The organism is Faecalispora jeddahensis (assembly GCF_000577335.1).
Classification (GTDB): domain Bacteria; phylum Bacillota; class Clostridia; order Oscillospirales; family Acutalibacteraceae; genus Faecalispora; species Faecalispora jeddahensis.
On record NZ_CBYL010000012.1, the window covers coordinates 20,665 to 45,533 of the forward strand.

General features: G+C 51.4%; 24 protein-coding genes, 2 tRNA genes and 1 pseudogene. 21 read left to right on the forward strand and 6 right to left on the reverse strand.

The annotated features are described in order from the left end of the window. Positions 1–133: 133 nt before the first annotated feature. The 4 genes from TY09_RS06505 to hemC all read right to left on the reverse strand — a co-directional run bounded on the left by TY09_RS06505 (position 134) and on the right by hemC (position 4,911). Complete coding sequence (locus tag TY09_RS06505) at positions 134–1,888, reverse strand: FAD-dependent oxidoreductase (protein ID WP_081759613.1); 1,755 nt, start codon at positions 1,886–1,888, stop codon at positions 134–136. 93 nt (positions 1,889–1,981) lie between these two features. Next, positions 1,982–2,548 carry an alkyl hydroperoxide reductase subunit C gene (gene ahpC, locus TY09_RS06510; RefSeq protein ID WP_009063554.1) on the reverse strand — a complete coding sequence of 189 codons (567 nt, stop codon included), beginning with the start codon at positions 2,546–2,548 and terminating at the stop codon, positions 1,982–1,984. A gap of 144 nt (positions 2,549–2,692) precedes the next feature. Continuing rightward, positions 2,693–3,931, reverse strand: coding sequence for a glutamate-1-semialdehyde 2,1-aminomutase (locus TY09_RS06515; RefSeq protein WP_042432198.1), 1,239 nt, complete (start codon positions 3,929–3,931; stop codon positions 2,693–2,695). A 101-nt stretch (positions 3,932–4,032) separates the two neighbouring features. Continuing rightward, complete coding sequence (gene hemC / locus TY09_RS06520; protein WP_042432201.1) at positions 4,033–4,911, reverse strand: hydroxymethylbilane synthase; 879 nt, start codon at positions 4,909–4,911, stop codon at positions 4,033–4,035. A 441-nt stretch (positions 4,912–5,352) separates the two neighbouring features. Here hemC and TY09_RS06530 point away from each other — a divergent pair, with 441 nt between their 5' ends. The 16 genes from TY09_RS06530 (at position 5,353) to TY09_RS06605 (ending at position 18,589) form a co-directional block, all read left to right on the forward strand. Continuing rightward, positions 5,353–5,583, forward strand: coding sequence for an acyl carrier protein (locus tag TY09_RS06530; protein WP_042432207.1), 231 nt, complete (start codon positions 5,353–5,355; stop codon positions 5,581–5,583). Positions 5,584–5,671: 88 nt separating this feature from the next. Then, positions 5,672–6,508: an acetyl-CoA carboxylase, carboxyltransferase subunit beta gene (gene accD, locus TY09_RS06535; RefSeq protein ID WP_187119587.1), complete on the forward strand. Its 837-nt coding sequence runs from the start codon at positions 5,672–5,674 to the stop codon at positions 6,506–6,508. Continuing rightward, positions 6,505–7,443, forward strand: a complete 939-nt coding sequence (locus tag TY09_RS06540; RefSeq protein WP_042432213.1) for an acetyl-CoA carboxylase carboxyltransferase subunit alpha — start codon at positions 6,505–6,507, stop codon at positions 7,441–7,443. Before accD ends, TY09_RS06540 begins: the two co-directional genes overlap by 4 nt. Continuing rightward, on the forward strand, positions 7,440–8,381 hold the full coding sequence (locus TY09_RS06545) for a beta-ketoacyl-ACP synthase III (RefSeq protein ID WP_042432216.1): 942 nt from the start codon (positions 7,440–7,442) through the stop codon (positions 8,379–8,381). The genes TY09_RS06540 and TY09_RS06545 overlap by 4 nt, the downstream gene beginning before the upstream one ends. 14 nt (positions 8,382–8,395) lie before the next feature. Continuing rightward, a complete protein-coding gene (locus TY09_RS06550; protein ID WP_042432220.1) occupies positions 8,396–9,328 on the forward strand; it encodes a nitronate monooxygenase in 933 nt (310 codons plus the stop codon). Between the two features lies 1 nt (position 9,329). Then, a complete protein-coding gene (locus tag TY09_RS06555) occupies positions 9,330–10,397 on the forward strand; it encodes an NAD(P)H-dependent flavin oxidoreductase (RefSeq protein WP_042432223.1) in 1,068 nt (355 codons plus the stop codon). Then, entirely contained in the window at positions 10,394–11,329 is a 936-nt protein-coding gene (gene fabD, locus TY09_RS06560; protein ID WP_042432224.1) for an ACP S-malonyltransferase, read from the forward strand. The genes TY09_RS06555 and fabD overlap by 4 nt, the downstream gene beginning before the upstream one ends. Beyond that, positions 11,326–12,069, forward strand: a complete 744-nt coding sequence (gene fabG, locus TY09_RS06565; RefSeq protein ID WP_042432227.1) for a 3-oxoacyl-[acyl-carrier-protein] reductase — start codon at positions 11,326–11,328, stop codon at positions 12,067–12,069. Before fabD ends, fabG begins: the two co-directional genes overlap by 4 nt. 55 nt (positions 12,070–12,124) lie before the next feature. Continuing rightward, complete coding sequence (gene fabF / locus TY09_RS06570; RefSeq protein WP_042432230.1) at positions 12,125–13,369, forward strand: beta-ketoacyl-ACP synthase II; 1,245 nt, start codon at positions 12,125–12,127, stop codon at positions 13,367–13,369. Between the two features lies 1 nt (position 13,370). Further along, on the forward strand, positions 13,371–13,799 hold the full coding sequence (fabZ, locus tag TY09_RS06575; protein WP_042432233.1) for a 3-hydroxyacyl-ACP dehydratase FabZ: 429 nt from the start codon (positions 13,371–13,373) through the stop codon (positions 13,797–13,799). 84 nt (positions 13,800–13,883) lie between these two features. Next, positions 13,884–14,345 carry a MarR family transcriptional regulator gene (locus TY09_RS06580; protein WP_042432237.1) on the forward strand — a complete coding sequence of 154 codons (462 nt, stop codon included), beginning with the start codon at positions 13,884–13,886 and terminating at the stop codon, positions 14,343–14,345. Positions 14,346–14,540: 195 nt separating this feature from the next. Beyond that, complete coding sequence (locus TY09_RS06585; RefSeq protein WP_042432240.1) at positions 14,541–15,416, forward strand: tRNA lysidine(34) synthetase; 876 nt, start codon at positions 14,541–14,543, stop codon at positions 15,414–15,416. Positions 15,417–15,453: 37 nt separating this feature from the next. Next, on the forward strand, positions 15,454–15,789 hold the full coding sequence (locus TY09_RS06590; protein WP_009063478.1) for a hypothetical protein: 336 nt from the start codon (positions 15,454–15,456) through the stop codon (positions 15,787–15,789). 60 nt (positions 15,790–15,849) lie between these two features. Then, the gene (locus tag TY09_RS06595) at positions 15,850–16,404 is read left to right on the forward strand and encodes a hypothetical protein (protein WP_042432243.1); all 555 of its coding nucleotides are present in this window, start codon (positions 15,850–15,852) and stop codon (positions 16,402–16,404) included. Positions 16,405–16,554: 150 nt separating this feature from the next. After that, on the forward strand, positions 16,555–17,121 hold the full coding sequence (locus tag TY09_RS06600; RefSeq protein ID WP_042432245.1) for an HDIG domain-containing metalloprotein: 567 nt from the start codon (positions 16,555–16,557) through the stop codon (positions 17,119–17,121). Between the two features lie 160 nt (positions 17,122–17,281). After that, positions 17,282–18,589 (forward strand): [Fe-Fe] hydrogenase large subunit C-terminal domain-containing protein, encoded by a 1,308-nt coding sequence (locus TY09_RS06605; protein WP_042432248.1) that lies wholly within the window; start codon positions 17,282–17,284, stop codon positions 18,587–18,589. Between the two features lie 402 nt (positions 18,590–18,991). Here TY09_RS06605 and TY09_RS06610 read toward each other — a convergent pair whose 3' ends face one another. Continuing rightward, a complete protein-coding gene (locus TY09_RS06610; RefSeq protein WP_042432251.1) occupies positions 18,992–20,401 on the reverse strand; it encodes an MFS transporter in 1,410 nt (469 codons plus the stop codon). 120 nt (positions 20,402–20,521) lie between these two features. Here TY09_RS06610 and TY09_RS06615 point away from each other — a divergent pair. Together TY09_RS06615 and TY09_RS19005 are read left to right on the forward strand one after the other, a co-directional pair. Further along, a pseudogene (locus tag TY09_RS06615) lies at positions 20,522–21,088 on the forward strand (LysR family transcriptional regulator); the annotation flags it as partial. Continuing rightward, positions 21,049–21,381 (forward strand): LysR family transcriptional regulator substrate-binding protein, encoded by a 333-nt coding sequence (locus TY09_RS19005; RefSeq protein ID WP_207739106.1) that lies wholly within the window; start codon positions 21,049–21,051, stop codon positions 21,379–21,381. The pseudogene TY09_RS06615 and the gene TY09_RS19005, both read left to right, overlap by 40 nt. Before the next feature lie 863 nt (positions 21,382–22,244). Here TY09_RS19005 and TY09_RS06620 read toward each other — a convergent pair. Further along, positions 22,245–23,405: a 5-bromo-4-chloroindolyl phosphate hydrolysis family protein gene (locus TY09_RS06620; RefSeq protein ID WP_042432254.1), complete on the reverse strand. Its 1,161-nt coding sequence runs from the start codon at positions 23,403–23,405 to the stop codon at positions 22,245–22,247. 250 nt (positions 23,406–23,655) lie between these two features. On the opposite strand from TY09_RS06620, the gene TY09_RS06625 reads away from it, so the two are divergent. From TY09_RS06625 to TY09_RS06635, 3 genes are all read left to right on the forward strand, one after another. Continuing rightward, positions 23,656–23,732 (forward strand) — tRNA-Asp (locus TY09_RS06625). 4 nt (positions 23,733–23,736) lie between these two features. Then, positions 23,737–23,812 (forward strand) — tRNA-Thr (locus TY09_RS06630). Positions 23,813–24,199: 387 nt separating this feature from the next. Continuing rightward, on the forward strand, positions 24,200–24,829 hold the full coding sequence (locus TY09_RS06635; protein WP_042432257.1) for a DUF998 domain-containing protein: 630 nt from the start codon (positions 24,200–24,202) through the stop codon (positions 24,827–24,829). Positions 24,830–24,869 lie beyond the last annotated feature (40 nt).

A 24,869-nucleotide genomic window follows, 5' to 3' on the forward strand; every position in this document is an offset into this window, starting at 1 on the left:
ACCATATTTATGATTATTTAGTTTACAATTTGAAAAATTGAGGTTGACGGAAAGGAGTCTCTGGGACGAAAGAATAAAAAAACAGAGCTCCCAGCCTGATTGGCCGAAAGCCCTGCAAAATGTGAAAGTGAAATCAGCCCTCCATCACTTTCTGGAGAACCTGATCGAATGACTGCGCCCCAAAGGTGGCCTGCTCATTGCTGTTGACGATGAGAGCAGGAACACTCATGATGTGATACTTCTCCCGAATATCCGGGAACAAAGCCACATCCATCATTTCCGCCGTGACGTTTCCTCCGCTGGCGATCGCAATGGAATGCGCCGCCGCAACGACGTCGGGGCAATACGGGCACGCAAGCGTTACCCCTATCTTCAGCGTGGTGTTAGGCGGAAGCTGACGGATTTTCTCCAGCTGCTCCTCAGTCAGCTTATCCTCCGCAGCCAGATGGAGAATGCCCAGTACAAACGAATTAATTTCGTGGCCGCCGGGAACTCCGCTGAACTTCACTCCGCTGAAACGGCCGTTCTCGTCCAGAAAAGCAGCGACGGGGTAACGTTCAATTCCAAGCGACTGCTCCAACTCAGGGTCTTCACCCTTCTGCAGCACACGCAGATGAATCAGATCGCTCAACGGCTCTATTTCGCGAAGGAAGCCCTCCAGCTCCAAAGACTTCTGATTTGAAGGATCGACTACCGTGACAATCGTCATTTCTTTTTTCAGGCGCTGGAATACCTGTGCCAGCTGTTCCTTCAAATCGCCTCCCAAATAGGTTCCGTCCGAAACAGAGGCAGGATTCTCCGCTTTGTCCTCTTTTTGTTCCAGCTCAGGTTCAGCTGTTGCAGCATCCTCCTCAAACATCGGAAGGCCCAGACGTTCCTTTTCGCTGGTGATATACTTTTCAGCCGAAGTGGCCGCCACCGCACCGTCAGCTACCGCGGTAACGATCTGGCGCAGCAGCTTCGGACGCAGGTCGCCGGCGGCAAAAACGCCCGGTACATTGGTGTGCATGGCATCGTCGGTCAGAATATATCCATCCTCGTCCATATCCACCTGTTCGCGGAACAGCTCAGTCGCGGGGTCGTACCCCACAAAAACGAACACGCCGAATGTTCCATTTTCCCCGGCGTCATACACGCTGGTTTCTCCGGTCAGCTTATCCTGAAAGTATGCCCGGCGAGGCAGACTGTCTCCTTCTATCTTTTCAAGCAAGGTGTTATACTTTACAGTGATCTTCGGATGCGCAATTGCCTTCTCCGCTACTGTTCTTGCACAGCTGAAGTCTTTGCCGCGGATGACAATCGTAACCGATTTGGCAAAGCGGGTCAGGTAAATAGCCTCCTCTGCCGCGGCATAGCCTCCCCCGATCACGAAGATATCGAGCCCACTGAAAAATTCGCCGTCGCAGGTGGCACAGTACGCAACTCCGTGCCCGCTGTAAAGCTCTTCCCCTTTAAATCCGCCGTGACGGGGCGATGCCCCGGTTGCAATGATCACCGCGCGGCTTTGATACGTTCCGGAGGGGGAATAGAGCTTTTTGATCTCTCCGGACAGTTCCACCCGCTCGATCTCAGCTGTTTCAATCTTTACGCCAAAATCTCGGACGTGATTTTTCATCTCTTCCACAAGCTCCGGGCCGCTCGTCCTGCGGATGCCGGGGTAGTTCACAACCTCTGCGGTATTCCCCACCTGACCGCCCGGATTGCTTTTTTCCAGAATCAGCGTCTTAAGCTTTGCACGCCCCGCATAAACACCGGCAGCCAGTCCCGCACTGCCGGCCCCGATGATAATCAGATCATAAATCGGATTCATGTTGTAATACTCCCCTTTAAAAATAGCCGCCGCCATTCCGGCAGCGGCCTTTTCATTATCATTATTCCACTGATTCAAAACTCTTGATATCTTCCCCTTCCAAAAGAAGGGGAAGATATCTCCGTTTTCTTATCAGTTCACTTGATAAAGCAAACTGACGTTATTTCGTTATTACAGCTTACCAACCAGATTCAGGCTGGGAGAAAGGGTCTCTTCGCCGGGCTTCCACTTAGCGGGGCAAACCTGGTCGCCGTGTTTGTCGACAAACTGAGCGGCCTGCACCTTACGCAGAACCTCTTCTGCATTTCGGCCGATTCCCAGATCATTCACCTCGTAGGCGACAATCTTGCCCTGCGGATTTACGATAAAAGTACCGCGCAGCGCCAAACCGCCGGATTCCACATAAATCCCAAGCTCTTTCGAGAGCGCCCCGGCCCGGTCGGCCAGCATGGGATACTGAATTTTCTTGATGGTATCGGAGGCATCCGCCCAGGCCTTATGAACATACTGGCTGTCGGTCGATACGGAATACACCTCTACGCCAATCTTCTTGAAATCGCTATAATGATCTGCCAGATCGCCAAGCTCTGTCGGGCAAACGAAGGAAAAATCAGCCGGGTAGAAAAACAGGATGCTCCACTGGCCTTCCAAATCCTCGCGGGAGATCTCCTTGAGCTCACCCTGATGATACGCCTGCAGTTTAAAATCCGGGAGTTCACGTCCAATTAAGTTTGTCATATCAAATTTACCTCCTATACGTATCATAAATTTTTGAAACTGCTTTCGCAGTTATCCTTTACTAACACACATTATACAGGAAGATGATTTGAATTTCAATAGATTTTTAAGAATAATTATTATTTTCAAAAATATTTTTCCAACTTATGCCAGAAACTCGGCCGAAGCCTCCAAAAACATTTCCACATCGCGCTCTGTGTGAGCGCCGGAGAGAAAGATGGGTTCAAACTGAGACGGCATCATAAAGATACCGTTTTCCAGCATATGAGAAAAATAGCGGACAAACTCACCTTTGTCACTGCTTCTGGCATCCTTGTCATTTTTGACAGGGCCGGGCGTAAAGAGCAGGCTGCTGACAGAGCCAACGCCGCCGACTGTGCACTGCGGGAACAACCCGCGCAGGCCAGCCCGCAGCTTTTCCCCTTCTCTTGCCAGTTTTTCATATAAAAGAGGCTGATTCAATACCGAACTCAGCTGCGCAAAGCCAGCCGCCATTGCCACCGGATTCCCGTTGCAGGCATCCGTCTGGTACACGGGCCCTACGGGAGCCAGCTGCTCCATGATCGCCCTGCTCCCGCCAAAGGCGCCCGCCGGCAGCCCTGCCCCGATGATCTCTCCGAAGATAGTCATATCCGGCTTTACCCCATAGTATTCCTGTGCGCCGCCAAGGGCCAGCCGAAATCCGGTGACTGTTTCGTCAAAAATCAGAATGGTTTTGTTTTGGCTGCAAAGCTTTCGCAGGTTCTGTAAAAATTCCGGTTCCGGTTCAACGATTCCCATGTGAGCCGCCAGCGGCTCTATGATCACTGCGGCAATCTGCCCCTGATTCTTTTCAAATAAATGTTCCACGCTGTTCAGATCATTATATTGCGCCACAAGCGCGTCCTGATCGCTGCCGCAGAGCAAAGAAGATCCAGAGGAATCTCCTTCCCCCTCCACCGCGTCAAAGCTGCCGTGGCGGCACCCGGCAAATTTAATCAGGCGTTTTCTGCCTGTTACGCTGCGTGCCACGCAAACCGCACTCAAAATCGCTTCGGTGACGGAGCTGACCATTCGCACCATCTGAACGGACGGAACCAGCTGAACGATCAGCTTTGCCAGCTTCAGCTCGGTTTCGGCGCAAGCCTCGTAATTCAGACCGTTCTGAACTGCCTCGAGCACAGCCTTTCTCACCAAAGGCGGATTGTGACCCAGCAGCGCGGCGCCCCCGGAACACACAAAATCAATATAAACATGACCGTCCACATCGTAAACACGGGATTCATCCGCACGGCGGATAAAGCGGGGCGTCTGCCCTATTTCTGCAAATGAACGCAGAGGGTTGTTTACCCCGCCAGGGATATACCGGGCCGCTTCCTCAAACAACTGCTCAGAACGAGTCATAGATTGATTTCTCCCTTCGGTTGGTTCCAGATAGATATTAAAATTTCACAGTCAATGCAAACACCTTTCTTATGTAAGAAGCAATCATTGCCGCCTGTCCGTCACCCATTTTCATACCATTGCTTGACTTCCTCCGCCAAGCGTTCCCCAAGCTTTCGCGCTTCAGAGAGCGGGCCGGTCAGCTGCCGCTTGCAGCTTCGCTCGCCATCACTGTAAAAGCCGGTCAGCTGCAATTCATTATCCTGTATTTGCGCAAACGCGGCGATCGGGTTATTGCAGGTATCTTCAAACAATTCAATAAACGTACGCTCCGCCTTTGCACAGCACCGGCTGAGAAAATCATCTACGCCTGAAAGGCAGTCGTGAACCTCATCCTCTCTGGTCATGACGGCCAGAATCCCCTGCCCTGCCACCGGAACGATCTCCTGCTCCGAAAAAACCCGGCTGCTGCGGTTGCGGATTCCCAAACGGGCCAGCGCATCACAAGGCAGAATCAGTGCAGAATAATCCCCGCGGTCCAAGCGTTTGAGCCTGCTTTGAACATCCCCGCGGATCGGGGCGATGTCAAAACGGGGATACAATACCCCTGCCTGCATGCGGCGATGTGCGCCCGATGCGCCGATCGGCCTCTCCGTATCCGGGTGCTCTGTCCCGCTTGGCAGAACCAGAGTGTCTTTTGCATCTGAACGCGCAGAATACGCCGCAATGGAAAGCCCGGGCGTAAGCTGCGGGGGAAGTTCCCCCAGATCGCACACGGCCAGATCGATTCTTCCGTCCAGCAGCGCCCGATCCAGTTCCCCAACCGGTGTCTCCTTGTGGGCCGTTTCCTCTGTCAGGTCCAGCACCTGTTCCTCTGCCTGTGCAATGGTCACCATATCCAACTGGCAGGAAGAGTCCGCTCTTTTTATTTTCTGCAGAATTCGTTTCGCATGGATCACCGCAAGCGCGTTGTCACGGCAGCCAATCCGTATTCTTTCCATCTGCAACCTCCGATCATCGCAGTCTATTCCCGTCTGTCCGGTCCAGTATCCATATCACCGTGCGTCAGACAAAATCCACCCTCAAAACGGTGCGCATCTTTTTTATCACAGGAAAAAAGTCAAAAAACACCCGCTGGGATTCCGGCCCGCGAGCGAATCATTTAAAATATGCTGTCTGTTTTCGCCTTTTCCAAATCCAACCGCTTTCCAATGCTTCTGCAGGCCAGCATTAAAATCCAATTTATGGTACGGATCATCTTGTTCCTGATTTTACCGGATACCATGCGAAAAGTCAAGCAGAGCATGCTTTTTTCGGGGCTGTCCCATTCTTTTTCAGAAATTTTTCTTGACTTTTTACGGCAATTGGAATACCATAACATTAAATTTTTTTAATTAAATATTTTTAACTATTTAGCAGTTTTCGGAGAAGAGGTTACAATCATGATTTTTGAAAAAATCAGAGATTTAATCGTGAGCAGAACCAACCTCAGCGAAAGTGTTGTGACTATGCAGGCCAGCCTGAAGGATGATCTTGGCCTGGATTCGTTCGACCTTGCAGAGCTGGGGATGGAATTGGAGGACACCTTTACCGTCACAATATCCGACGAAGAGCTGATTGCCTTTCATACCGTAAGAGATATTGTTACATTTATGGAAAACAACAAAGAATAAAACGAACAGGGTTGATTTTGTTTTTACCGAAAGAAAGGAACAGGCCATGAATCAACATTCCCCACATCCTAAAATGACCTTATTCTCGATGCTTCGCCTGCCTACCCAAAAGGCCCGCAAAGAATCGAGCGAAAAAGAAGTTCTGGGCTACACCACCTGCCCGGGCTGCAAAAAAGAAATCTTACGGGCACACTTGTCCGATCGGCAGATGGTCTGCCCCCAGTGCGGGCATCATCTTCCGATTTCTGCGAAGGAGCGCCTGAATATGCTGGCGGACCCGGGAAGCCTGCGGATTCTCGATCTGCCTGCCTGCCCGGAAAACCCGCTGGATTTCCCCGGGTACCCGGAAAAGCTGGAAGAAAGCCGGCAGAAAACAGGGCTGCCTGAGGCTGCTTTGTTTGCTTCTCTGAAGATTTACAACCAGCCCGCCGTTGTGGCGGTGCTGGACAGCCGCTTTTTTATGGGCAGCATGGGCGTTCAGGTAGGCGAAATCGTCACCAGTGCCGTGGAATACGCCCTGGAAAAACAGCTTCCCCTGATCATTTTCAGTGCCAGCGGCGGCGCAAGAATGCAGGAGGGAATCCTCTCTTTGATGCAGATGGCGAAAACCAGCGCCGCGCTGGCCCGTTTTGCAAAGGAGGGCGGCCTGTATATCTCTTACCTGACGCACCCGACAACCGGAGGAGTCAGCGCCAGTTTTGCGGGCCTTGGCGATATCACACTCGCGGAGCCCGGCGCGCTGATCGGTTTTGCCGGCCCCCGCGTTATTGAGCAGACCATCCGCCAGAAGCTGCCCGAGGGCTTTCAGCGCGCAGAATTTCAGGAGGAGCACGGTTTTGTGGATCGCATTGTGCCGCGCGGTGAAATGAAGTCCACCCTGGGCTTTCTGCTGCTGATTCATCAAAAAGGAGGGATGCCCGCATGATCAAAGAGACAGAGCTTCAGCTGGATCAGCTGGATCAGGAGCTTGCCGCCCTGCGGGAAAAATCCAAAGTTCCCCAGCTGCGCATCTGGCAGCTGGAGGGAGAACGCAGAAAGCTGCTCGAAGCCTACCCCGAGCTTACCCCGGCCGATAAGGTCTATCTGGCCCGCCGGCCGAAGCGCCCCGGCGTACGCGATTACACCGCGGCGCTGTTTCAGGATTTCTTTGAACTGCGGGGCGACCGCCTGAATAAAGACGACAAGAGCATTCTGGGCGGCGTAGCGTTTTACCACGGGATTCCCGTAACGGTGATCGGTCACTGCAAAGGAAAAAACCTGGATGAAAACCTGTACTATAATTTTGGAATGCCCGGCCCCGAGGGATACCGCAAAGCCCTGCGCCTGATGAAACAGGCCGAAAAATTCGGGCGCTCCATCATCACCTTTATTGATACGCCCGGCGCATTCCCGGGTCTGGAAGCGGAAACGAACGGCCAAAGCGAAGCGATTGCGCGCAATCTGGCCGCGATGAGCCAGCTTTCGGTGCCTGTGATTGCCGTGGTTACCGGGGAAGGCGGCAGCGGCGGTGCTCTGGCGCTCGGCGTTGCAAACCGCCTGCTGATGCTGGAAAACGCTGTATACTCTGTCCTGTCACCCGAGGGCTTCGCCTCTATTTTGTGGAAGGATTCCTCCCGCAGCGCCGAAGCCAGCGGAATGATGAAGCTGACCGCTCAGGATTTGCTCCGTTTCGGCGTGGCGGATGAAATTGTGCCGGAGCCGCGCGGCGGCGCTCACCGGACCCCCGATGCGGTTTACACCGCGCTGGATGAGGCTTTGCTGCGAAACCTGAAGGAGCTGCTGCCCCTCAGCGGAGAACGGCTGGCCAATCAGCGATACGATAAATTCAGAAAAATCGGCACGTCAAAGGAGGCCATATGACCGGAATTCATATTTTAGGAACCGGGCGCTGCGTTCCGGAGAAAATCGTCACAAATGATGACATCAGCAAGCTGACAGATACCAACGACGAGTGGATTTCTACCCGCACTGGAATCCGTCAAAGACATTTCGTGCAGGGAGAAAGCAATGCGGACCTGGCGACCGCCGCCGCACAAAAGGCGATGGAACGCGCGGGAGCGAAGCCGGAGGAAATCGGCGCCTGCGTGGTAGCCACCTTTACGCCCGACCACATGTCCCCTGCCGTTGCCACACAGGTGCAGCACCGTCTTTCCCTGCCGGAGGACTGCCCCTCCTTCGATATCAGCGTCGGCTGCACAGGCTTTCTGTACGGCCTGACTGTCGTTCGGGGGCTTTTGCTGCAAAGCGGTTATTCCCGCGCGCTGCTGATCGGCAGCGAGGTCATTTCTAAAGTGTTGGATTTTGACGATCGGAGCACCTGCGTTTTGTTCGGTGATGGCGCGGGCGCGGCAGTCATCGAGCTTTCGGACGATTACGCCTTTACCAGCGTGCTGGGCTGCAGCGGCGATGATACGCTGCTGGGCTGCACCAACGAATCGGGGGCGGAGTGCCACCGCATTTTCATGAACGGGAGCGACGTGTTCCGCTTTGCGGTGGAAACGGTGCCTCGCTGCATTGAAGAAACCCTGCAGAAAGCGCAGCTTTCCGCAGATCAAATCGATTATTTTGTATGCCATCAGGCAAATCAGCGCATCATTTCCAGTGTGATCCGCAAAACACATCTTCCCGAAGAAAAATTCTACATGAACGTACAGAATTACGGCAACACTTCTGCCGCAAGCATCCCGATCGCTCTGGACGAAATGGCGGAACAGGGCATGCTTTCGCCCGGAACACGCACGCTTTGTGTCGGATTCGGAGCGGGCCTCACCTGGGGCGGCGCAGTTCTGGAATGGTAAAAGGAGGAATCAACATGAGACTGAACAACTGGCTCGGAATTGAATTTCCGTTTATACAGGGCGGTATGGCCAACATCGCCACCGGCGAATTTGCCGCAGCGGTTTCAAACGCGGGCGGCCTTGGCCTGATCGGGGCCGGCGGTATGAATCTGGATTCCTTTCGGGAAAACATCCGGATCTGCAAGGAGAAAACCGATAGGCCCTTCGGCGCAAACATTATGCTGATGCACCCGCAGGCCAAAGAAATGGCAGAGCTGGCGGCGGAAGAAAAAATTCCCGTCATCACAACCGGCGCGGGCAACCCCAGCTCTTATATCTCCATGTGGAAGGACGCGGGCGCAAAGGTCATCCCGGTCGTACCCGGCGTGGCTCTGGCCAAGCGGGTAGCGGAATACGGCGCCGACGCCGTGATCGCGGAGGGAACCGAAAGCGGCGGGCATGTCGGCGAGCTGACCACCATGGCGCTGGTGCCGCAGGTAGCGGACGCGATAGACCTGCCCGTGATCGCCGCGGGCGGCATTGCCAGCGGGCGGCAGCTTTTGGCGGCGTTCGCACTGGGAGCCATCGGCGCACAGCTCGGCACCTGCCTGCTCGTCAGCGAGGAATGCCCCATTCACTCCAATTACAAGGCGGCAATCCTCAAGGCCAAAGATAACGGCACAACCGTTACCGGCCGCTCGGCGGGTGTTCCTGTCCGCCTGCTCAAAAACAAGATGGCCCGCGAATACCTGAAAAAGGAAGCTGCGGGAGCCGATAAAATGGAGCTGGAGCATTACACGCTCGGTTCTTTGCGCCGCGCCGTGTTTGACGGCGATGTGGACAACGGTTCGCTGATGGCGGGCCAGGTAGCGGGACAGCTGCGCGACATCAAGCCCCTGCGACAGATTTTTGAGGAGCTTTATCAGGGATATCTCGATACCCTGACAAAGCTGGAACAGGAGCGCTGATATGGTTCTTGTCAAGGAACGGCCCCTGCTGCTGCCAATCATTCAGGGCGGCATGGGGATCGGCGTTTCCCTCGGGAATCTGGCGGGCCACGTGGCAAAGCACGGCGCAATGGGCGTGATCAGCGCGGCCAATCCCGGCTTTGCGGCGCCGGATTTCTGGAAGAATGCCATGCGGTGCAACATTGCCGCTTTAAAAGAGCAGATTCAGAAAGCAAAACAAATTGCACAGGGCAACGGGTGGGTTGCCATCAACGCCATGGTCGCCACCACCCACTATGAAGAAACCATCCAGGCCGCAGTGGAGGCAGGCGCAGACGCGGTGATTTCCGGAGCCGGTCTCCCCTCGGATCTTCCCGCCTATGTGAAGGGCAGCCAAACGGCGATCGCCCCCATCGTTTCGAGCGGAAGAGCGGCACACACCATCTGCCGCCTGTGGGATAAACGGCATCAGGTCTGCCCCGATTTCATCGTGATCGAAGGGCCGATGGCCGGAGGACACCTCGGTTTTCATGCGGAAGAGCTGGAGAACGGCACCGCGCAGACCCCGGAGCAGATTTTGCCGGAGGTACTGGCGGAAATCAAACCGTATGAAGAGAAATACCAAAGACGCATTCCGGTGTTCGTGGCCGGGGGTGTTTATACCGCAGAGGATATTGCCCGGTTTTTGAAGCTGGGCGCAGCGGGCGTGCAAATCGGCACCCGCTTTATCGCTACAGAGGAATGCGACGCTTCAGAGCGTTATAAAGAGATTCTGGTCGCTGCAAAAAAAGAGGACATCTGCCTCATCAAAAGCCCGGTGGGAATGCCGGGCCGCGCGCTGAATTCTCCGCTGATTCAGCGCCTGCGCAAGGAGCTGCGCATTCCGGTGCAGAAATGCGCCGACTGTCTTCACCCGTGCGATCCCGCGACAACGCCATACTGCATTACCAAAGCGCTGTCTGAGGCTGTGCGTGGCAACTGGGAGGAAGGCTTATTCTTCTGCGGCAGCAACGCCTGGCGGCTGGATCGCATCCTGCCGGTGCAGAAGCTGCTGGAGGAACTGAAACAAGGATGGAGGGATTCTCAATGAAATTGGCTTTTTTATATGCGGGACAAGGAAACCAGCATGTCGGGATGGGCATGGATCTGTATGAGCAGTACCCGGAGTTCCGGCGCTTCTACGACACCGCCGCCGCCGGATTTGATCTGAAAGCGCTGATTCAGAATGGCCCCGACGAAGAACTGAACCAGACGCGCAACACCCAGCCGTGCATGGTGGCCTTTTGCTCCGGCATCACCGCTCTTCTCGAGCAGGAGGGCATTGTTCCTGAAATGGTAGCCGGACTGAGCCTTGGGGAATACTCCGCCCTGACAGCCGCCGGTGTGTTTGATCCCGACACCGCCATTGCCCTCACGGCATTCCGCGGCAAGGCGATGGAAACCGCCGTGGGCGATTTGCCCTGCGCAATGGCCGCAATCATGAATCTGGACCGCGGTGAGCTGCAGAAGGTCTGCGATGAGGCCTCTGTTTTGGGCGTGGTGGAAATCGCAAACTACAACTGCCCCGGCCAGCTGGTCATTGCCGGTGAAAAAGCTGCTGTAGAAAAGGCGGGCGAACTGGCGCTCGCAGCCGGAGCCCGGCGCTGCATTCCGCTTCATCTGCCCGGCCCGTTCCACAGCTCGCTGATGCATCCCGCCGGGGATGCACTGGCTGATTATTTCAAAAACATTTCTTTTGGGGAGATGAAATTCCCCGTGATCTTCAACACCACCGCAAAGCCCTTGCAGCCGGGAGAAAGCATCCCCGCTCTGCTGGAGCGCCAGGTGCAGAGCAGCGTGTATTTTGAGGATTCCATCCGCACTATGGAACAGGCCGGCATCGACACTGCGGTAGAAATCGGTCCGGGCAAGGTTCTTGCCGGGTTTGTGCGCAAAACAACCAAGAATATCAAAACGTACTCCGTAGAAGACGCCGAAAGCCTGCGCGCCACAATCGAAGCGCTGAAAGGAGCCGCACAATGAGTCAAACTGTCAGAACCGCCATCGTTACCGGCGGCAGCCGCGGCATTGGCCGCGCCATTTGCAAGCACTTCGCCGCCGAGGGCAAAAACCTTGTGATCAACTACGCAGGCAACCTTCAGGCCGCGGAAGAAACCGCCGCTGAATGCCGCGAGCTCGGTGCACAGGTTATTCTGGTGCAGGCGGACGTTTCCTCTGCCGCAGGCTGCGAAGAACTCTTTGCGAAAGCGCAGGAGGCCTTTAAAGCCGTGGATATTCTCGTCAATAACGCCGGCATCACCCGCGACGGACTGATTCTGCGCATGAGCGAAGACAATTTTGACGAAGTAATCAACACCAATCTCAAGGGCGCGTTCCTGTGCATGAAGCTCGCTTCGCGCATTATGATGAAGCAGCGCTGGGGGCGAATCATCAACATGAGCAGCGTGGCCGGTGTGCGCGGGAACCCCGGGCAGGTCAACTATTCCGCCAGCAAGGCGGGACTGATCGGCATCACCAAATCACTGGCCAAAGAGCTGGCCGGGCGCAGCGTGACGGTAAACGCCGTCGCTCCCGGCATGATCGAAACCGACATGACCGGCGTACTGCCGGATGCGGTAAAGGATCAGCTGCTGCAGGGCATCCCCATGGCCCGCGCCGGAAAACCCGAAGAAATCGCCGCGGCTGTTGCCTTTTTTGCCAGCGAAGGGGCCGGGTATATCACCGGCCAGGTGCTTTGCGTAGACGGCGGCATGGCCGTTTGACGTTCATTTTGAAACAGAATTACCGCCAATGAGCGGACATTTTCAGGAGGTTACTATGACGGAACGACGTGTTGTCATCACCGGACTGGGGGCGGTTACCCCCATCGGCCTGACCGCAGACGAAACCTGGCGCTCCGCAAAGGACGGCGTCTGCGGAATCGGAGAAATCACGCTGTATGATACTTCGAATCAAAAAGTAAAAATTGCCGGTGAGGTCAAAAACTTTCAGCCGGAAAACTATATCGATAAGCGCGAAGTCAGAAAGCTCGACCGCTTCACGCAGCTCGCTATCGCCGCCGCGGATCAGGCGTTCCATGACAGCGGCATCGTTACAGAGCAGGAGAATGCGTACCGCTGCGCCGTGATCGTTTCCAGCGGCATCGGCGGACTGGGCACGATTGCGGACGAGCACGCGCGCGGCGAGCAGAAGGGCTTTGACCGCGTTTCCCCCTATTTTATCCCGATGTCCATCGCCAACATGGGCGCGGCGCACATCGCGATCCGCTGCGGCTTCCGCGGCATGGTCACCTGCCCGGTTACCGCCTGCGCCGGCGGCACCAACGCCGTAGGCGACGCCATGCGTCTGATCCGTGGCGGTCACGCGGATGTCGCCATCTGCGGCGGCGCGGAATCCTCCATCACCCCACTGGGCATCGGTGGCTTTACCTCGATGAAGGCGCTGTCGGAATCAAACGACCCGAACCGGGCCTCTATCCCCTTTGACAAGGAGCGCGACGGCTTTGTCATGGGCGAGGGCGCTGCGATGCTGGTGCTGGAAGGCCTGGAGCACGCGCAGGCGCGCGGTGCAAAAATCTACGGAGAAGTGATCGGTTACGGCTCTACCTGCGACGCGTATCACATTACGGCTCCTGACCCGGACGGGGGCGCCGCACAGGAAAGCATGCGTCAGGCAATTGAGGACGCCGGAATCACCCCCGAACAGGTTGACTATATCAACGCGCACGGAACCTCTACCCCGCTGAACGATAAAGGCGAAACCGCCGCTGTGAAGGCGGTGTTCGGCGAATACGCCAAACGCCTGATGATCAGCTCTACCAAGTCGATGACAGGCCATCTGCTGGGAGCCAGCGGCGCGGTGGAAGCGCTTTTATGTGTCCTTGCACTGAAGGAGGGCTTTGTCCCCCCCACCATCAACTACCGGGTACCGGATGAAGAGTGCGATCTGGACGTTGTGCCGAATACTGGCCGCAAGGCCGATCTGCGCTATGCGCTCTCGAACTCTCTGGGATTTGGCGGGCATAACGCCAGCCTGATACTCAAACGCTGGGAGGGAGAATAACATGCAGCTCGATTCCAATCAGATTCAGGAGATCCTGCCCCACCGCTACCCGTTCCTGCTGGTGGACAAAATCGTAGACGGCGAGCCTGGCGCGTGGGCCAAGGGAATCAAATGTGTTACCGCAAACGAACCGTTTTTCTGCGGGCATTTCCCGCAGAAGCACGTGATGCCCGGCGTGTTGATCATTGAGGCGCTGGCTCAGGTAGGCGCTGTCGCAATTTTGTCCGTGGAAGAAAACCGCGGGAAGATCGCGTTCTTCGGCGGCATTAAAAATGCCCGCTTCAAGCAGCAGGTGGTGCCCGGCGACGTGCTGGAGCTCACCTGCGAGCTCACCCGCCAGCGCGGGCCGGTCGGCTTTGGAACCGCCACAGCTACCGTAAACGGCAAGGTAGCTGCTTCTGCTGAGCTGACCTTTGCCATCGGCGACTGAATCCTGCAGTGAACAGGCCTACGAAATTTGACGCGGGCTGCCCTGTGCCAGAGGGTGCCCGCATGCCCGCAAAGGAGATCACGAATGCTAGAACAATCCTTGTCAGACGTATATACAAAATTTAAGCTTCATTTTTATCGGAAGGTATTTTCCCGGTTTGAAAGCCGCGAAGCGAGCCTGACTACGGTGGAAACTTACTGCATTGAAATTATTCATGCGTTGGGGCACCCAACGGTCAATGAATTTGCCTCCTTTGCCCAGATATCCCCTCCCAACGCGGCTTATAAGGTGACGAACCTGATCCAGAAGGGGTATCTCAAAAAAATCCGTTCTAAAACGGATAAGCGGGAGTATTTTTTAGAGGTCACTCCGAAATATTTTGAGTATTACAATCTGAATCACGGCTATATTCTGACCGTGATTGACCGGATCAAGGACCGTTTTACCCCGCAGGAGGTCACTCTGTTGGATCATATTCTGACCGTGATGTACGACGAGCTGATGCCGGAGGTTCCCCTTCCGCACAGAAATCAGGATCTGCCTTGAGAGCGGCGTAATTCATATGTTGCTGTCTCTATCAAAGCGAAAAGTGGTACCAGCCGCTTTTCGCTTTCTTTTGTTTGACCACAGCGGGATGGGCGTGCTATAATCTGAAATGCAATCCATGTAAAAACGACGATTTCTCTCTTACCGAAGGCGCGGGAGAAATCAGTCACTATTCTAAAATAAAGGCGCGATAGGATGGAAGAAACACAGAAGATCGAACAAAGTATTCTCAAAAAGTATAAAAAAGAAATCTGGAACCGCATGATCGGTGGAATCAAGGATTATCAGCTGATTTTGCCGGGCGATCGGATCGCCGTGTGTATTTCCGGCGGCAAGGACTCCATGCTTCTGGCCAAGTGTCTACAAATGCTGCAGCGCCATACGGAAATTCCCTTTGAACTGGAATTTTTGTCGATGGACCCCGGCTATAATGAATATAACCGGCAGCTGATCGCTCAAAATGCCGAGAAGCTGGGGATCCCCCTGACGATATTTTCCTCGCGTATTTTCGAGATCGTCAGCCATTCCGGCGGGAATCCCTGCTATTTGTGTGCCAGAATGCGGCGCGGCCATCTGTATGCCAAAGCGAAAGAGCTTGGCTGCAACAAAATTGCGCTGGCGCATCATTTTGACGACGTCATCGAAACCACAATGATGAGCATGCTTTACGGCGCGGAAATCCGCACCATGATGCCAAAGCTCCCCAGCACCAACTTTCCCGGCATGGAAATCATCCGCCCGCTGTATCTGGTGCGTGAGCGCGATGTGCTGGCCTGGAAGCGCTACAACTCACTCGAATTCGTGCGCTGCGGGTGTCCTTTGTCTGAAAACGCTCCCGTCTGCACAGAAAAAGAAAACAACGGCTCAAAGCGCGCGATGGTAAAAGAGCTGATCGCCCGCCTGCGCAAGGACAACCCCCAGGTAGACATCAATATTTTCCGCAGCATGCACAACGTAAACCTCGATACCGTTCTCGGCTACCGCCAGGGCGGTCAAATTCATAGCTTTCTGGATCATTACGGCCAATCGGCCGGCGACATATCAATCGAAGATGACACAGCGCAAGAATAGAGAAAACTGCTGATCATTTTAAGAAAGAAGGATTTTTTTGAAATACATAAAATATTATGTCCTGCAATTGATCATGATTGCTACCCTGCTGGTGTTCGCTTTCGCTTTCGCTGAGTTTGCCATGGGCCGCGATACCTCTGTGGGGATGATTTCCCTGTATATTGCGCTGTCTGTCTTTTATTTGTTCTCTTATCTTTTCTTGAAGCATAAAATGCGCCAGGGTGGGAAAAGTGCCGAAGACATTTTTCACCTGCTGCAAACTGAAGAAATTTATAATATGCTGCATATCTTTAACGAGAAGGTCGGGGTCGCGTTCACCATTATTATGGCTCTTGGCAGTGTTGTGGTGTATTTTTTAAAGCATCCTGTTTGATTCGGCTAAAATTCCTTCTCCAGTCGTTGTTTCATATCGTATTGCAGGAGGGCTTTATTGATGAAAAAGCGTTATGTGATCGGTATCGCAGCTTTCTGTATATGCCTCTCCCTTTTCCTTGCAGGCTCTCATTTTATTTCCTGGGGCGTAATGAAAAGCAATCTGGAATCGGATGCCCGAAAATCGCAAAATATTGACGCCAGCTGGAAAGCAGTCTCCGCTACTTCAGATAAATTTTCTGCGGTTCTCTTTTATGACGAATCTCAGAGCCAAGGCAGCTATGCCCTATATGAAACGCACAATAGTCGATCTGTTGGCTATTTTTTTCGGGATGGAGGCAGCCTTGCAGATACAGATATAATAGAAGGGATACAGGGCTTTAGCTACGGAAAGGGCTTTGCCGTGTTGTCTATCAATCAAGTGAACGCTGTAAAGGTTGAAAGGGTATTTGAAAAGAGAACTCTCCCGACAGAAATCCATGAGGTAGAACCCGGCAAACCCTTTGCGGTCGTATTCTCATCCAATGAGAATGCAGATAATGGAACGGTTACTGTGTATGACGCGGAAGGACACAGTATTCCGTTTGATTCCTTCGTTGTCATAGAATGCTACTGACTGCACACTGTCAAGGATGATACAGCTATGCTGTATCATCCTTTTTTGTCCATTTGTCGATCTATACATATATGTTATAAAAGTCATAGTGGACATTCACAGATTTCTGCGTTATACTAACGACAAACACAAGCAAAAGGAGTGACCGATATGGGAACCATTCCCACCCTGGAGCAGGCGCAGGCTCTGCTGGAAGAGTATAATCAGGACGAATTTCATCTTCGCCACGCGAAAATTGTATCCGGCGTGATGGGCTATTTTGCGCAGGAATACGACCCGGAAAACGTGGATTTCTGGAAAGTGGTAGGCCTGCTTCACGATTTGGACTTTGAACAATACCCGGAGCAGCACTGTGTTAAATGTCAGGAGATCATGCGCGAGCGCGGGCTGGATGAACGGCTGATCCGCGCGGTGGCCAGCCATGGGCACCTGATCCGTGTGGATATTCCCCCGGAGCACATCATGGAGAAGATTCTGTATGCAACAGATGAGCTCACCGGTCTGATCGGCGCGGTGGCGATTATGCGGCCATCCAAAAGTGTTTCTGATCTGGAGTTGAAATCGGTCAAGAAGAAATTCAAATCCACCGGCTTTGCGGCAGGATGCTCCCGCGAGGTTATCTCAAGGGGCGCTGAAATGCTCGGCTGGTCTTTGGACGAGCTGATTGAACGCACGATCCTCGCAATGCGCAGCCTGATGGATACGCTGGATGTTTAAGTCACTTTCGATAGCCGCCCGGAATTCCGCCTTAATCTGCGGCGAAAGGTTATCATAAATTTACAGAATCAATAAAGCCCTGCCGATTGTTTCAAACAGCCTGTCCATTGAATAATTTCTTCAATAATCGTATAATAGTTCCAGGAATCCCCAAAATAACATGGAAACGGGCGTTTCTCTTGCACAGATCATGCGCCCCGGCAAAAGGAGCATTATCATGACAACATTTGAAGAACTTTACAACAGACTGGTCAAGGCTTCCGTACAGAATCATCTGGATGAGGAGTTGGAACAAGCCACGCAGGACGGATTTGACCCCCATCATTTGGATTGCCTGCTCAACCCGTCAAAATACGCGCCGGTGATCCGGATCGGCGACTGCGACTGCACTGATAAATCAAATACATCCTGCGCTGGAAAGTGCCTGTTTGATGCACTGTACCGCGATGAAAACGGAAATATCTCGATTAATAAGGATTTGTGCGTTGGCTGTTCCGAGTGCGTCAACAACTGTCATGCCAAAAAGCTGACGGAAAGCCGCGATATTCTTCCCGCACTGGCCGCCATTCAGCATGCGCAAACCCCTGTTTACGCAATGGTAGCACCGGCTTTTATCAACCAGTTCAGCAGCGATGTCACCCCCGGCAAGCTGCGCAGCGCCTTTAAGAAAATCGGATTCGACGGCATGGTTGAGGTGGCGCTGTTTGCGGACATCCTCACGCTGAAGGAAGCTTTGGAATTTGATAAAAACATTCAAAAAGAAGAGGATTATCAGCTGACCAGCTGCTGCTGTCCCATGTGGATTTCGATGATCCGCAAGGTGTACAAGCAATTGATCCCTCACGTGCCGGGTGCTGTTTCGCCCATGGTAGCCTGCGGACGTTCCATTAAAACCATGTACCCGGGCGCAATTACCATTTTTATTGGGCCATGCCTGGCCAAAAAAGCGGAGGCAAGGGAGCCTGATGTTTCGGATTCCACCGATTTTGTCCTGACGTTCCAGGAAATCAAAGACGTTTTCGACTTTGCCGGAATCGATTTGGCCTCTATGCCCGAAGATGAACGCGACCACTCTTCCCGCGCCGGCCGTATCTATGCCGGTACCGGCGGCGTCAGCGAGGCGGTACAGAGCACGGTAGCACGCCTGAACCCAGACCGTAAGATTTCCGTTCGTGCAGCGCATGCAGACGGCGTGCGTGCCTGCAAAGAGATGCTCAGCAGCGCTCTGGAGGGCAAGCTGACTGCTAACTTTATTGAAGGCATGGGTTGTGTCGGCGGCTGTGTTGGCGGGCCGAAGGCTCTGATTCCGAAAGAGGAAGGCCGAAAGAACGTATTTGAATACGGCAATACCGCTACCTACCCCACCCCCATCGATAATCCCTACGTTATAGAGCTTTTGCATCGCCTGGGATTCGATACCGTTGAGGATCTGCTCGAGAAGAGCGATATTTTTACCCGCCAATTCTAACCACAATAAAAACCTCCACAAATCCGGAGCCGGAAATGTGGAGGTTTTTTTCCGCCATCCGGCGGAATCGTTAGCATGTTTCAAAAGGAAAATTCATTCTATGATAAGCCTTACAGAAAGGCACTTATAATTTGTCTGCCAGCCTGCGGCCCGGTATTCCGGCCAACCGCAGGCAGCGAATGCAGTGTTTTCTTTACTGTTTTCAGTATAGTGGTAAGTTGTGTGAAAATTATGAACCGAATCGAAACAAATCAAAAACAAAGCTGCTTAAAATGAAGCTATATAGCTTGAAAAACAGCGAAGCCCATCGAACGGTGTCGATGGGCTTCGCTATATGGAGAAATTGCGTAGAGTCACCAGCAGCTCTCAAGCCAGAGGCAAAGTGAAAATGAAGTCCCCTATCTATGATTTCTTTTCCATGTGGAAGGCGCAGAGGAAGCCGACCGCGCCGAAAAATGCTCCAATCCACATAATGACGGAAAAGGAAGCTAAAAAGGTTTCCTGTACGGTAAAGCCTCCCCTTGAAAGCCTGGATTGGATATAGCCAAAAAGTGAGCCGCCGATGGTTGTGCCAAGAATCATACCGATATTCCGAAAGGTGGCAACCACTCCGGATGCAACGCCCTGATCTTTTTTCGGCGCAGCGCCCATAATGGCGGAATTGTTGGGTGCAGCGAAAACACCTGTGCCGAATCCGATGCAGACAAGTCCGAGAATCAGAAGCGCAAATGCCGCGGCAGAAGAAGTCTTCGCCATCATTCCAAACAGGATCAAACTGAACACGCAAAATCCCATCCCCGTCATGGAAAATACTCTGGAACCAAAACGGTCGGACATTGCTCCCACAATTGGGGAGCAGATCGTCATAATCACGGGGGTGATACTGAAAATGAATCCGGTGCGCATTGCGGAGCTATGCAGAACCACATCAAAGTAATACGGAATGAGGAACAGTACCAAATAGAAACAAAGGTAATTGAAAACCGCCCCCGCCGCACCGAAACCAAAATTGCGAATCCGGAACAGCCGAAGAGGAATCATCGGGAAGGGCGCCTCTCGCTCAACATGGAAAAAAAGCGCAAAAGCAGCGATCATCACGGCAAACAGAAGCGGCCGCATCAGATGGGAACGCGATATGGAGGAAGCGTTCATCAGCAGAGTCATCGCAATCATGGCAACCGCAAAGCAGGCCATGCCGCGAACATCGACCGCTCGGGCATTGACGTCTTTCCCGTCTTTGATCACAAGCAGGGTCAGAATCAGACCGGCAGCGCCAAACGGAACAGAAATAAAGAAAGTGAACTGCCAGCCGAACAGGCTTGCGATACTCCCGCCAATCAAAGGCCCGAGTGAAAGCCCAATGTAAGTCATCAATGCCTGAAACCCCAGTGCTTTTCCTCTCTCTTCAGAAGAAAACGTGGTGGTAATAATTGCGGGCCCGACAGACAGAAGAATAGACCCACCCAGAGCCAGCAAAGCTCTGCCCAAAAGCAGTGAGAAAAACGTGTCGGAGAAGCCGCATAAAATCGCCGCGCCGGTAAAAATCACAAATCCGAGCAAAAACAATTTCCGGCGCCCCATATGATCCGAAAGACGTCCGATGGGAATAAGCGCTACGGTCATGATCAGCAGGTAAATTAAAACAAGCCATTCCGACTGATTTGTCGTTGTGTTCAGTGAGCGCTCGATTGTCGGCAAAATCGTGCTGGTCAGGCTGGAGTTTAACGATGACAGAAATGTTGCAATACCGACGCAGACCAAAACAATCCATTTGCTTCTTTTCGCCTGCACAGGCTCCACTATAGCATCCATAAGGGCAAGCCTCTCTTATTTCAATCTTTTTCTTCATTATACCCATCTTTTATTTATATGTTAAATACGTAAGCGTGATATAATATATATTAATTTACATATTAATGGAGGCTGCAGTCATTGAACCAAATACAGCTTATTTATTTTAAAGCTATAGCGGAGGAAGGCGGCATCTCGAAAGCTGCGGAGCGAGTGCATGTCCCCCAACCCTATTTAAGCAGCCAGCTAAAGAACATAGAACATGAACTGGGCGTAACTCTCGCTATTCGCAATACCCGCAATTTTCAGCTTACGGATGCAGGAAAACGCTTTTATGATCGGGCGATTCAGATTCTTGAGCTGATGGACACAACGAAGAATGAATTGGAAACGTTTGAAACCGGATTGCAGGGCACATTGAAAATCGGAACGCTCGCAACCTCCGCTGCCGCCGTATTGTCTGAATCCGTGCGTAGGTTCCACGAGAAATACCCGCATGTGCGTTTTGAAATTCGGAATATGTCTACACAAAGCATTCAGGAATCCTTGAAAATCGGGCTGATTGAACTTGGATTTGTCAGAACACCGTTCAATACAAGCAACTTTGATTCATTCATCATGCCGGAACAGCCAATGGTCGCAGTACAAAGCATGGAGTTCCAAAGCAAGTGGGACATTGCAGACTTAAACGAGCTGTCTCAAAAGCCGCTGCTGGTGAATGTCAGATTGAAACAATCATCACGGAAGCGTTCCAGGCGGCAGGCTTTGAACCTAATATTTCGTGTCAAGCGGATGATACCCGTCTGCTTTTACTTTGGGCAAACGCCGGAATGGGAACTGCCATTATCCCCATGGACTGGATTGACATTGTTCCGAATCTTCACTTGCATCACCTTGTACTGAGTGCGGAAATTTTAAGAACCGCACCGGCGGCTATTTGGCTGAAACACCATACCTTATCTGCCGCCGCTCAGAATTTTTTAAAAATTTTCGAATCCTAATGCTGTCTTTTCAATTCGATCCGAATTTTTTTGAAAAAACCTCTTCTTGGGAACAAGAAAAGGGGGCGGACAGCTTCTGCTGTCCACCCCTTATGCTATATTATCTACTTATTTATTGCACTGGCCCATATACTGGAGCAGCAGCTCAAACAACTCTTTACAGTTCATTTGTCATTCTCCTTTATATTCCGCCGTAGAATTTCATCTGACTTGTTCCGATCTTACTTATTGCACTGACCCATGTACTGGAGCAGCAGCTCAAATAACTCTTTACAGTTCATTTGTCATTCTCCTTTATATTTCGTCGTAGAATTTCATCTGACTTGTTCCGATCTTACTTATTGCACTGGCCCATGTACTGGAGCAGCAATTCAAATAACTCTTTGCAGTTCATCTGTCATTCTCCTTTATATTCTGTCGTAGAATTTCATCTGACTTGTTTCGATCTTACTTATTGCACTGGCCCATGTACTGGAGCAGCAGCTCAAATAACTCTTTGCAGTTCATCTGTCATTCTCCTTTATATTCCGTCGTAGAATTTCATCTGACTTGTTTCGATCTTACTTATTGCACTGGCCCATATACTGGAGCAGCAGCTCAAATAACTCTTTGCAATTCATAATACAATTCTCCTTTATTCCCCATTGTTAAAAATGAATGATACACTTTTCCATTACTTGCTGCACTTATTCATATACTGGAGCAGCAGCTGAATCAATTCCTGGCAGTTCATCATCCACATCCTCCTTTTACCCGAGTTCATTCAAAGTTTTGAATCGGTTTTTTGAATGTGGCTAAAGTGTAACACTTCTGTAACCTCTTTTCAAATGCAATTTTTAACATGGAAAACAAGTAAAAATTTGTTACTTCATGTCGTCAGATCTTTTAAAGTCATCCCCGGTGAGTCCCTCACGAGCCAGCATGACCTCCAGAACAGAAATATCGGACGAGATGTCCATTGTGGCATCCCCAAACAAACTATCCAGAAGATTTTCAAACGCAGTATTAATTGTATCCAGGCTTTCGCGAATCTGCTTTTTGGCAGAAGTGATATTCTCCCCCTGTACCGACTGACTGTCAAAATGGCAGTAGGAATGAATCAGCTTTAAAGTAGTCGGCAGATAATACTCATTAAATTTTCGGATCTGAGATCCCTTTTCGGGATGCTCTTCCACATAATTCAGTATTTTTTCCGTGACGCTCTCTAAACGGGATATTTTCAGAAGCACTACTTCATCCGTAATAAAGTTCTTGGCCTGACTGATCTGATTCAGCAGATCGCGTCCCTTAGAAGGCGCCGTGCTTTCTTCCGGCTCCTTTTTCTGGGCACTCCGGCGTTCCCGCTCTTCCATAGACTGCTGCGCCTGAAGATATTGCTGGTATGTTTCTTCCCCCAGCATCAGGCAGGTTTTCTGATCATCCAAATACCCGTCGGGCAGCATGTTGGAACGGATCATTTTTTCCAGATCCTTTACAACAAACGTCGGGGATTTTCTCACCAGTCTGGCAAGCTGATCAACAGAGCAGAAATTCGCAGCGCCAACACCGTTCAGATAACGAGCAATGCGGTTTAACCTGCCGCGTATCCGACAGCCCTGTGTAATCATCCACGCAGAAAGCCCGCTAAAGGGTACTGTTACGGAAGCCAGCGTCAAAAGTACATCCGCCGCCGACAGCGTTGCCGCCGCAACGACCAGGGCAATCAGCAGGCTGGCAGAAACCACGCCGAAAATCCCCCCAAATATCAAAAGCAAAATACTGGAAACCTGCTTCCATGGAAAGCGGGAATCCGAATATCGCAGAGGGCGAACCTCCGCCTGAACGGAGGGATCGGGAGAAATCGGCGACCGGGGAGGTCTGCGCCGGTTCTTTCTGCTCTGACGGCGGGAATTCCCATCCCCTACCGCATCACGGAAGGTCTCCTTTACCTCTTGTTTTAAATCGCGAAATTCTTCTGAATGAACCACACCACGCACACTATTGCTGATTTCTCTACCCAGCATCGAAAAAAATCTCTCAAACATCTTAGATTCCTCACTATGTAGTTCTTAAAATCTATTGGTTTTATTATACCTGAATCCAATTCAAATGACAACTAAGCATCCCCGACGCTTTTTACCAATTTTCTTAATTTTCATTATAAATCCGCCATATTTCTCCCTACAATCTTTTTCAAAAAAACTAAAAATAAATTAAAAAAAGATATTGACAGATTGAATAAAACCAGATATAATTACTATCGTTGTCCCGGCAAATTGTTCCGTGTGATTACACGGCTCGGTAGTTCAGTTGGTTAGAACGCTAGCCTGTCACGCTAGAGGTCGACGGTTCGAACCCGTTCCGAGTCGCCAGTTTGCTGCTATGGCTCAGTTGGCAGAGCACGTCCTTGGTAAGGACGAGGTCACGCGTTCGAATCGCGTTAGCAGCTCCATTAAAAACCGCTTAGTTTTAAAACTAAGCGGTTTTTTTGTCGTTTATTTTTATTTTCAAAATAGTAATTTCAAAGCGTGTTGAACATTGGAAAAGATCAAAATTCTGATACTATTTAAATGGACACGCCCTTATTTACGGCTTCTTAAAGCTTCGGCCTAGACCAAACTATCGGTCTTTTTCGGGCTTATATAAACCGTTTCCACTCTTTCATTCGTTCGAATCAGTAGAAATACGACCAGTATGATAGCTGCTGACCGATACGGAAAGAACAACAAGTGTAAATAAAATAAATACAGCCATAATATGAAAAGAAGATTTTATGGTTGCTGCGCGACGATCAGGCACCAAAGGACTGCATCGAAATTTAAGATCAGGAGCTAAAACAATGGGTTTACAAAAACGGTTACTATCACTTGGTATGATTGGGGTTATTTCTTTTTTCTTGAGTGATGTTCTTGGCTGCATTCTTGTACAGGGATATAATCCGATAACATCCTATATTAGTGTGTTATCTGCGGACGGCACACCCTATTCCGGTGTAATGCGAACCTTTATTATGATATATCAAGTTTGTTTTCTGTTATTTTCGATTACACTCTGCATCAAATCTTTTAAAGAATACTGCCCATACACACGTGTAGGTTCTATTTTACTTTTTGGTGTTGCTTGTTTATCCGTTTTTACATTTGGCGTTTTCCCGATGACGGTAGAATCTGCGATCAATCCGCAAAATATGATTCACCTTATTTTAGCGATAGCCATTATTACCTTACCGATCTTGGCTTTATTTTTGCTCTCACTTGGATTTAGGAAAGATCAAAGAAGCATTCTGGCGAGAGCATCTTTCATTGCGGCCATCCTGATTTTATTTTTCGATTTATCGCATCTATTCGCTATCAAGAATGGATGGGACATCTTAGGCCTTTTACAAAGGCTCAGCGTATATTCCTTTCACGCCTTTACTTTCTTTCTCTCTTGGATTTACGTAAGAAAAACAAGGAGAACAGTACATTAAAACTATATACCTCAAAAGCAGAAACGATCCCCCGCAATCG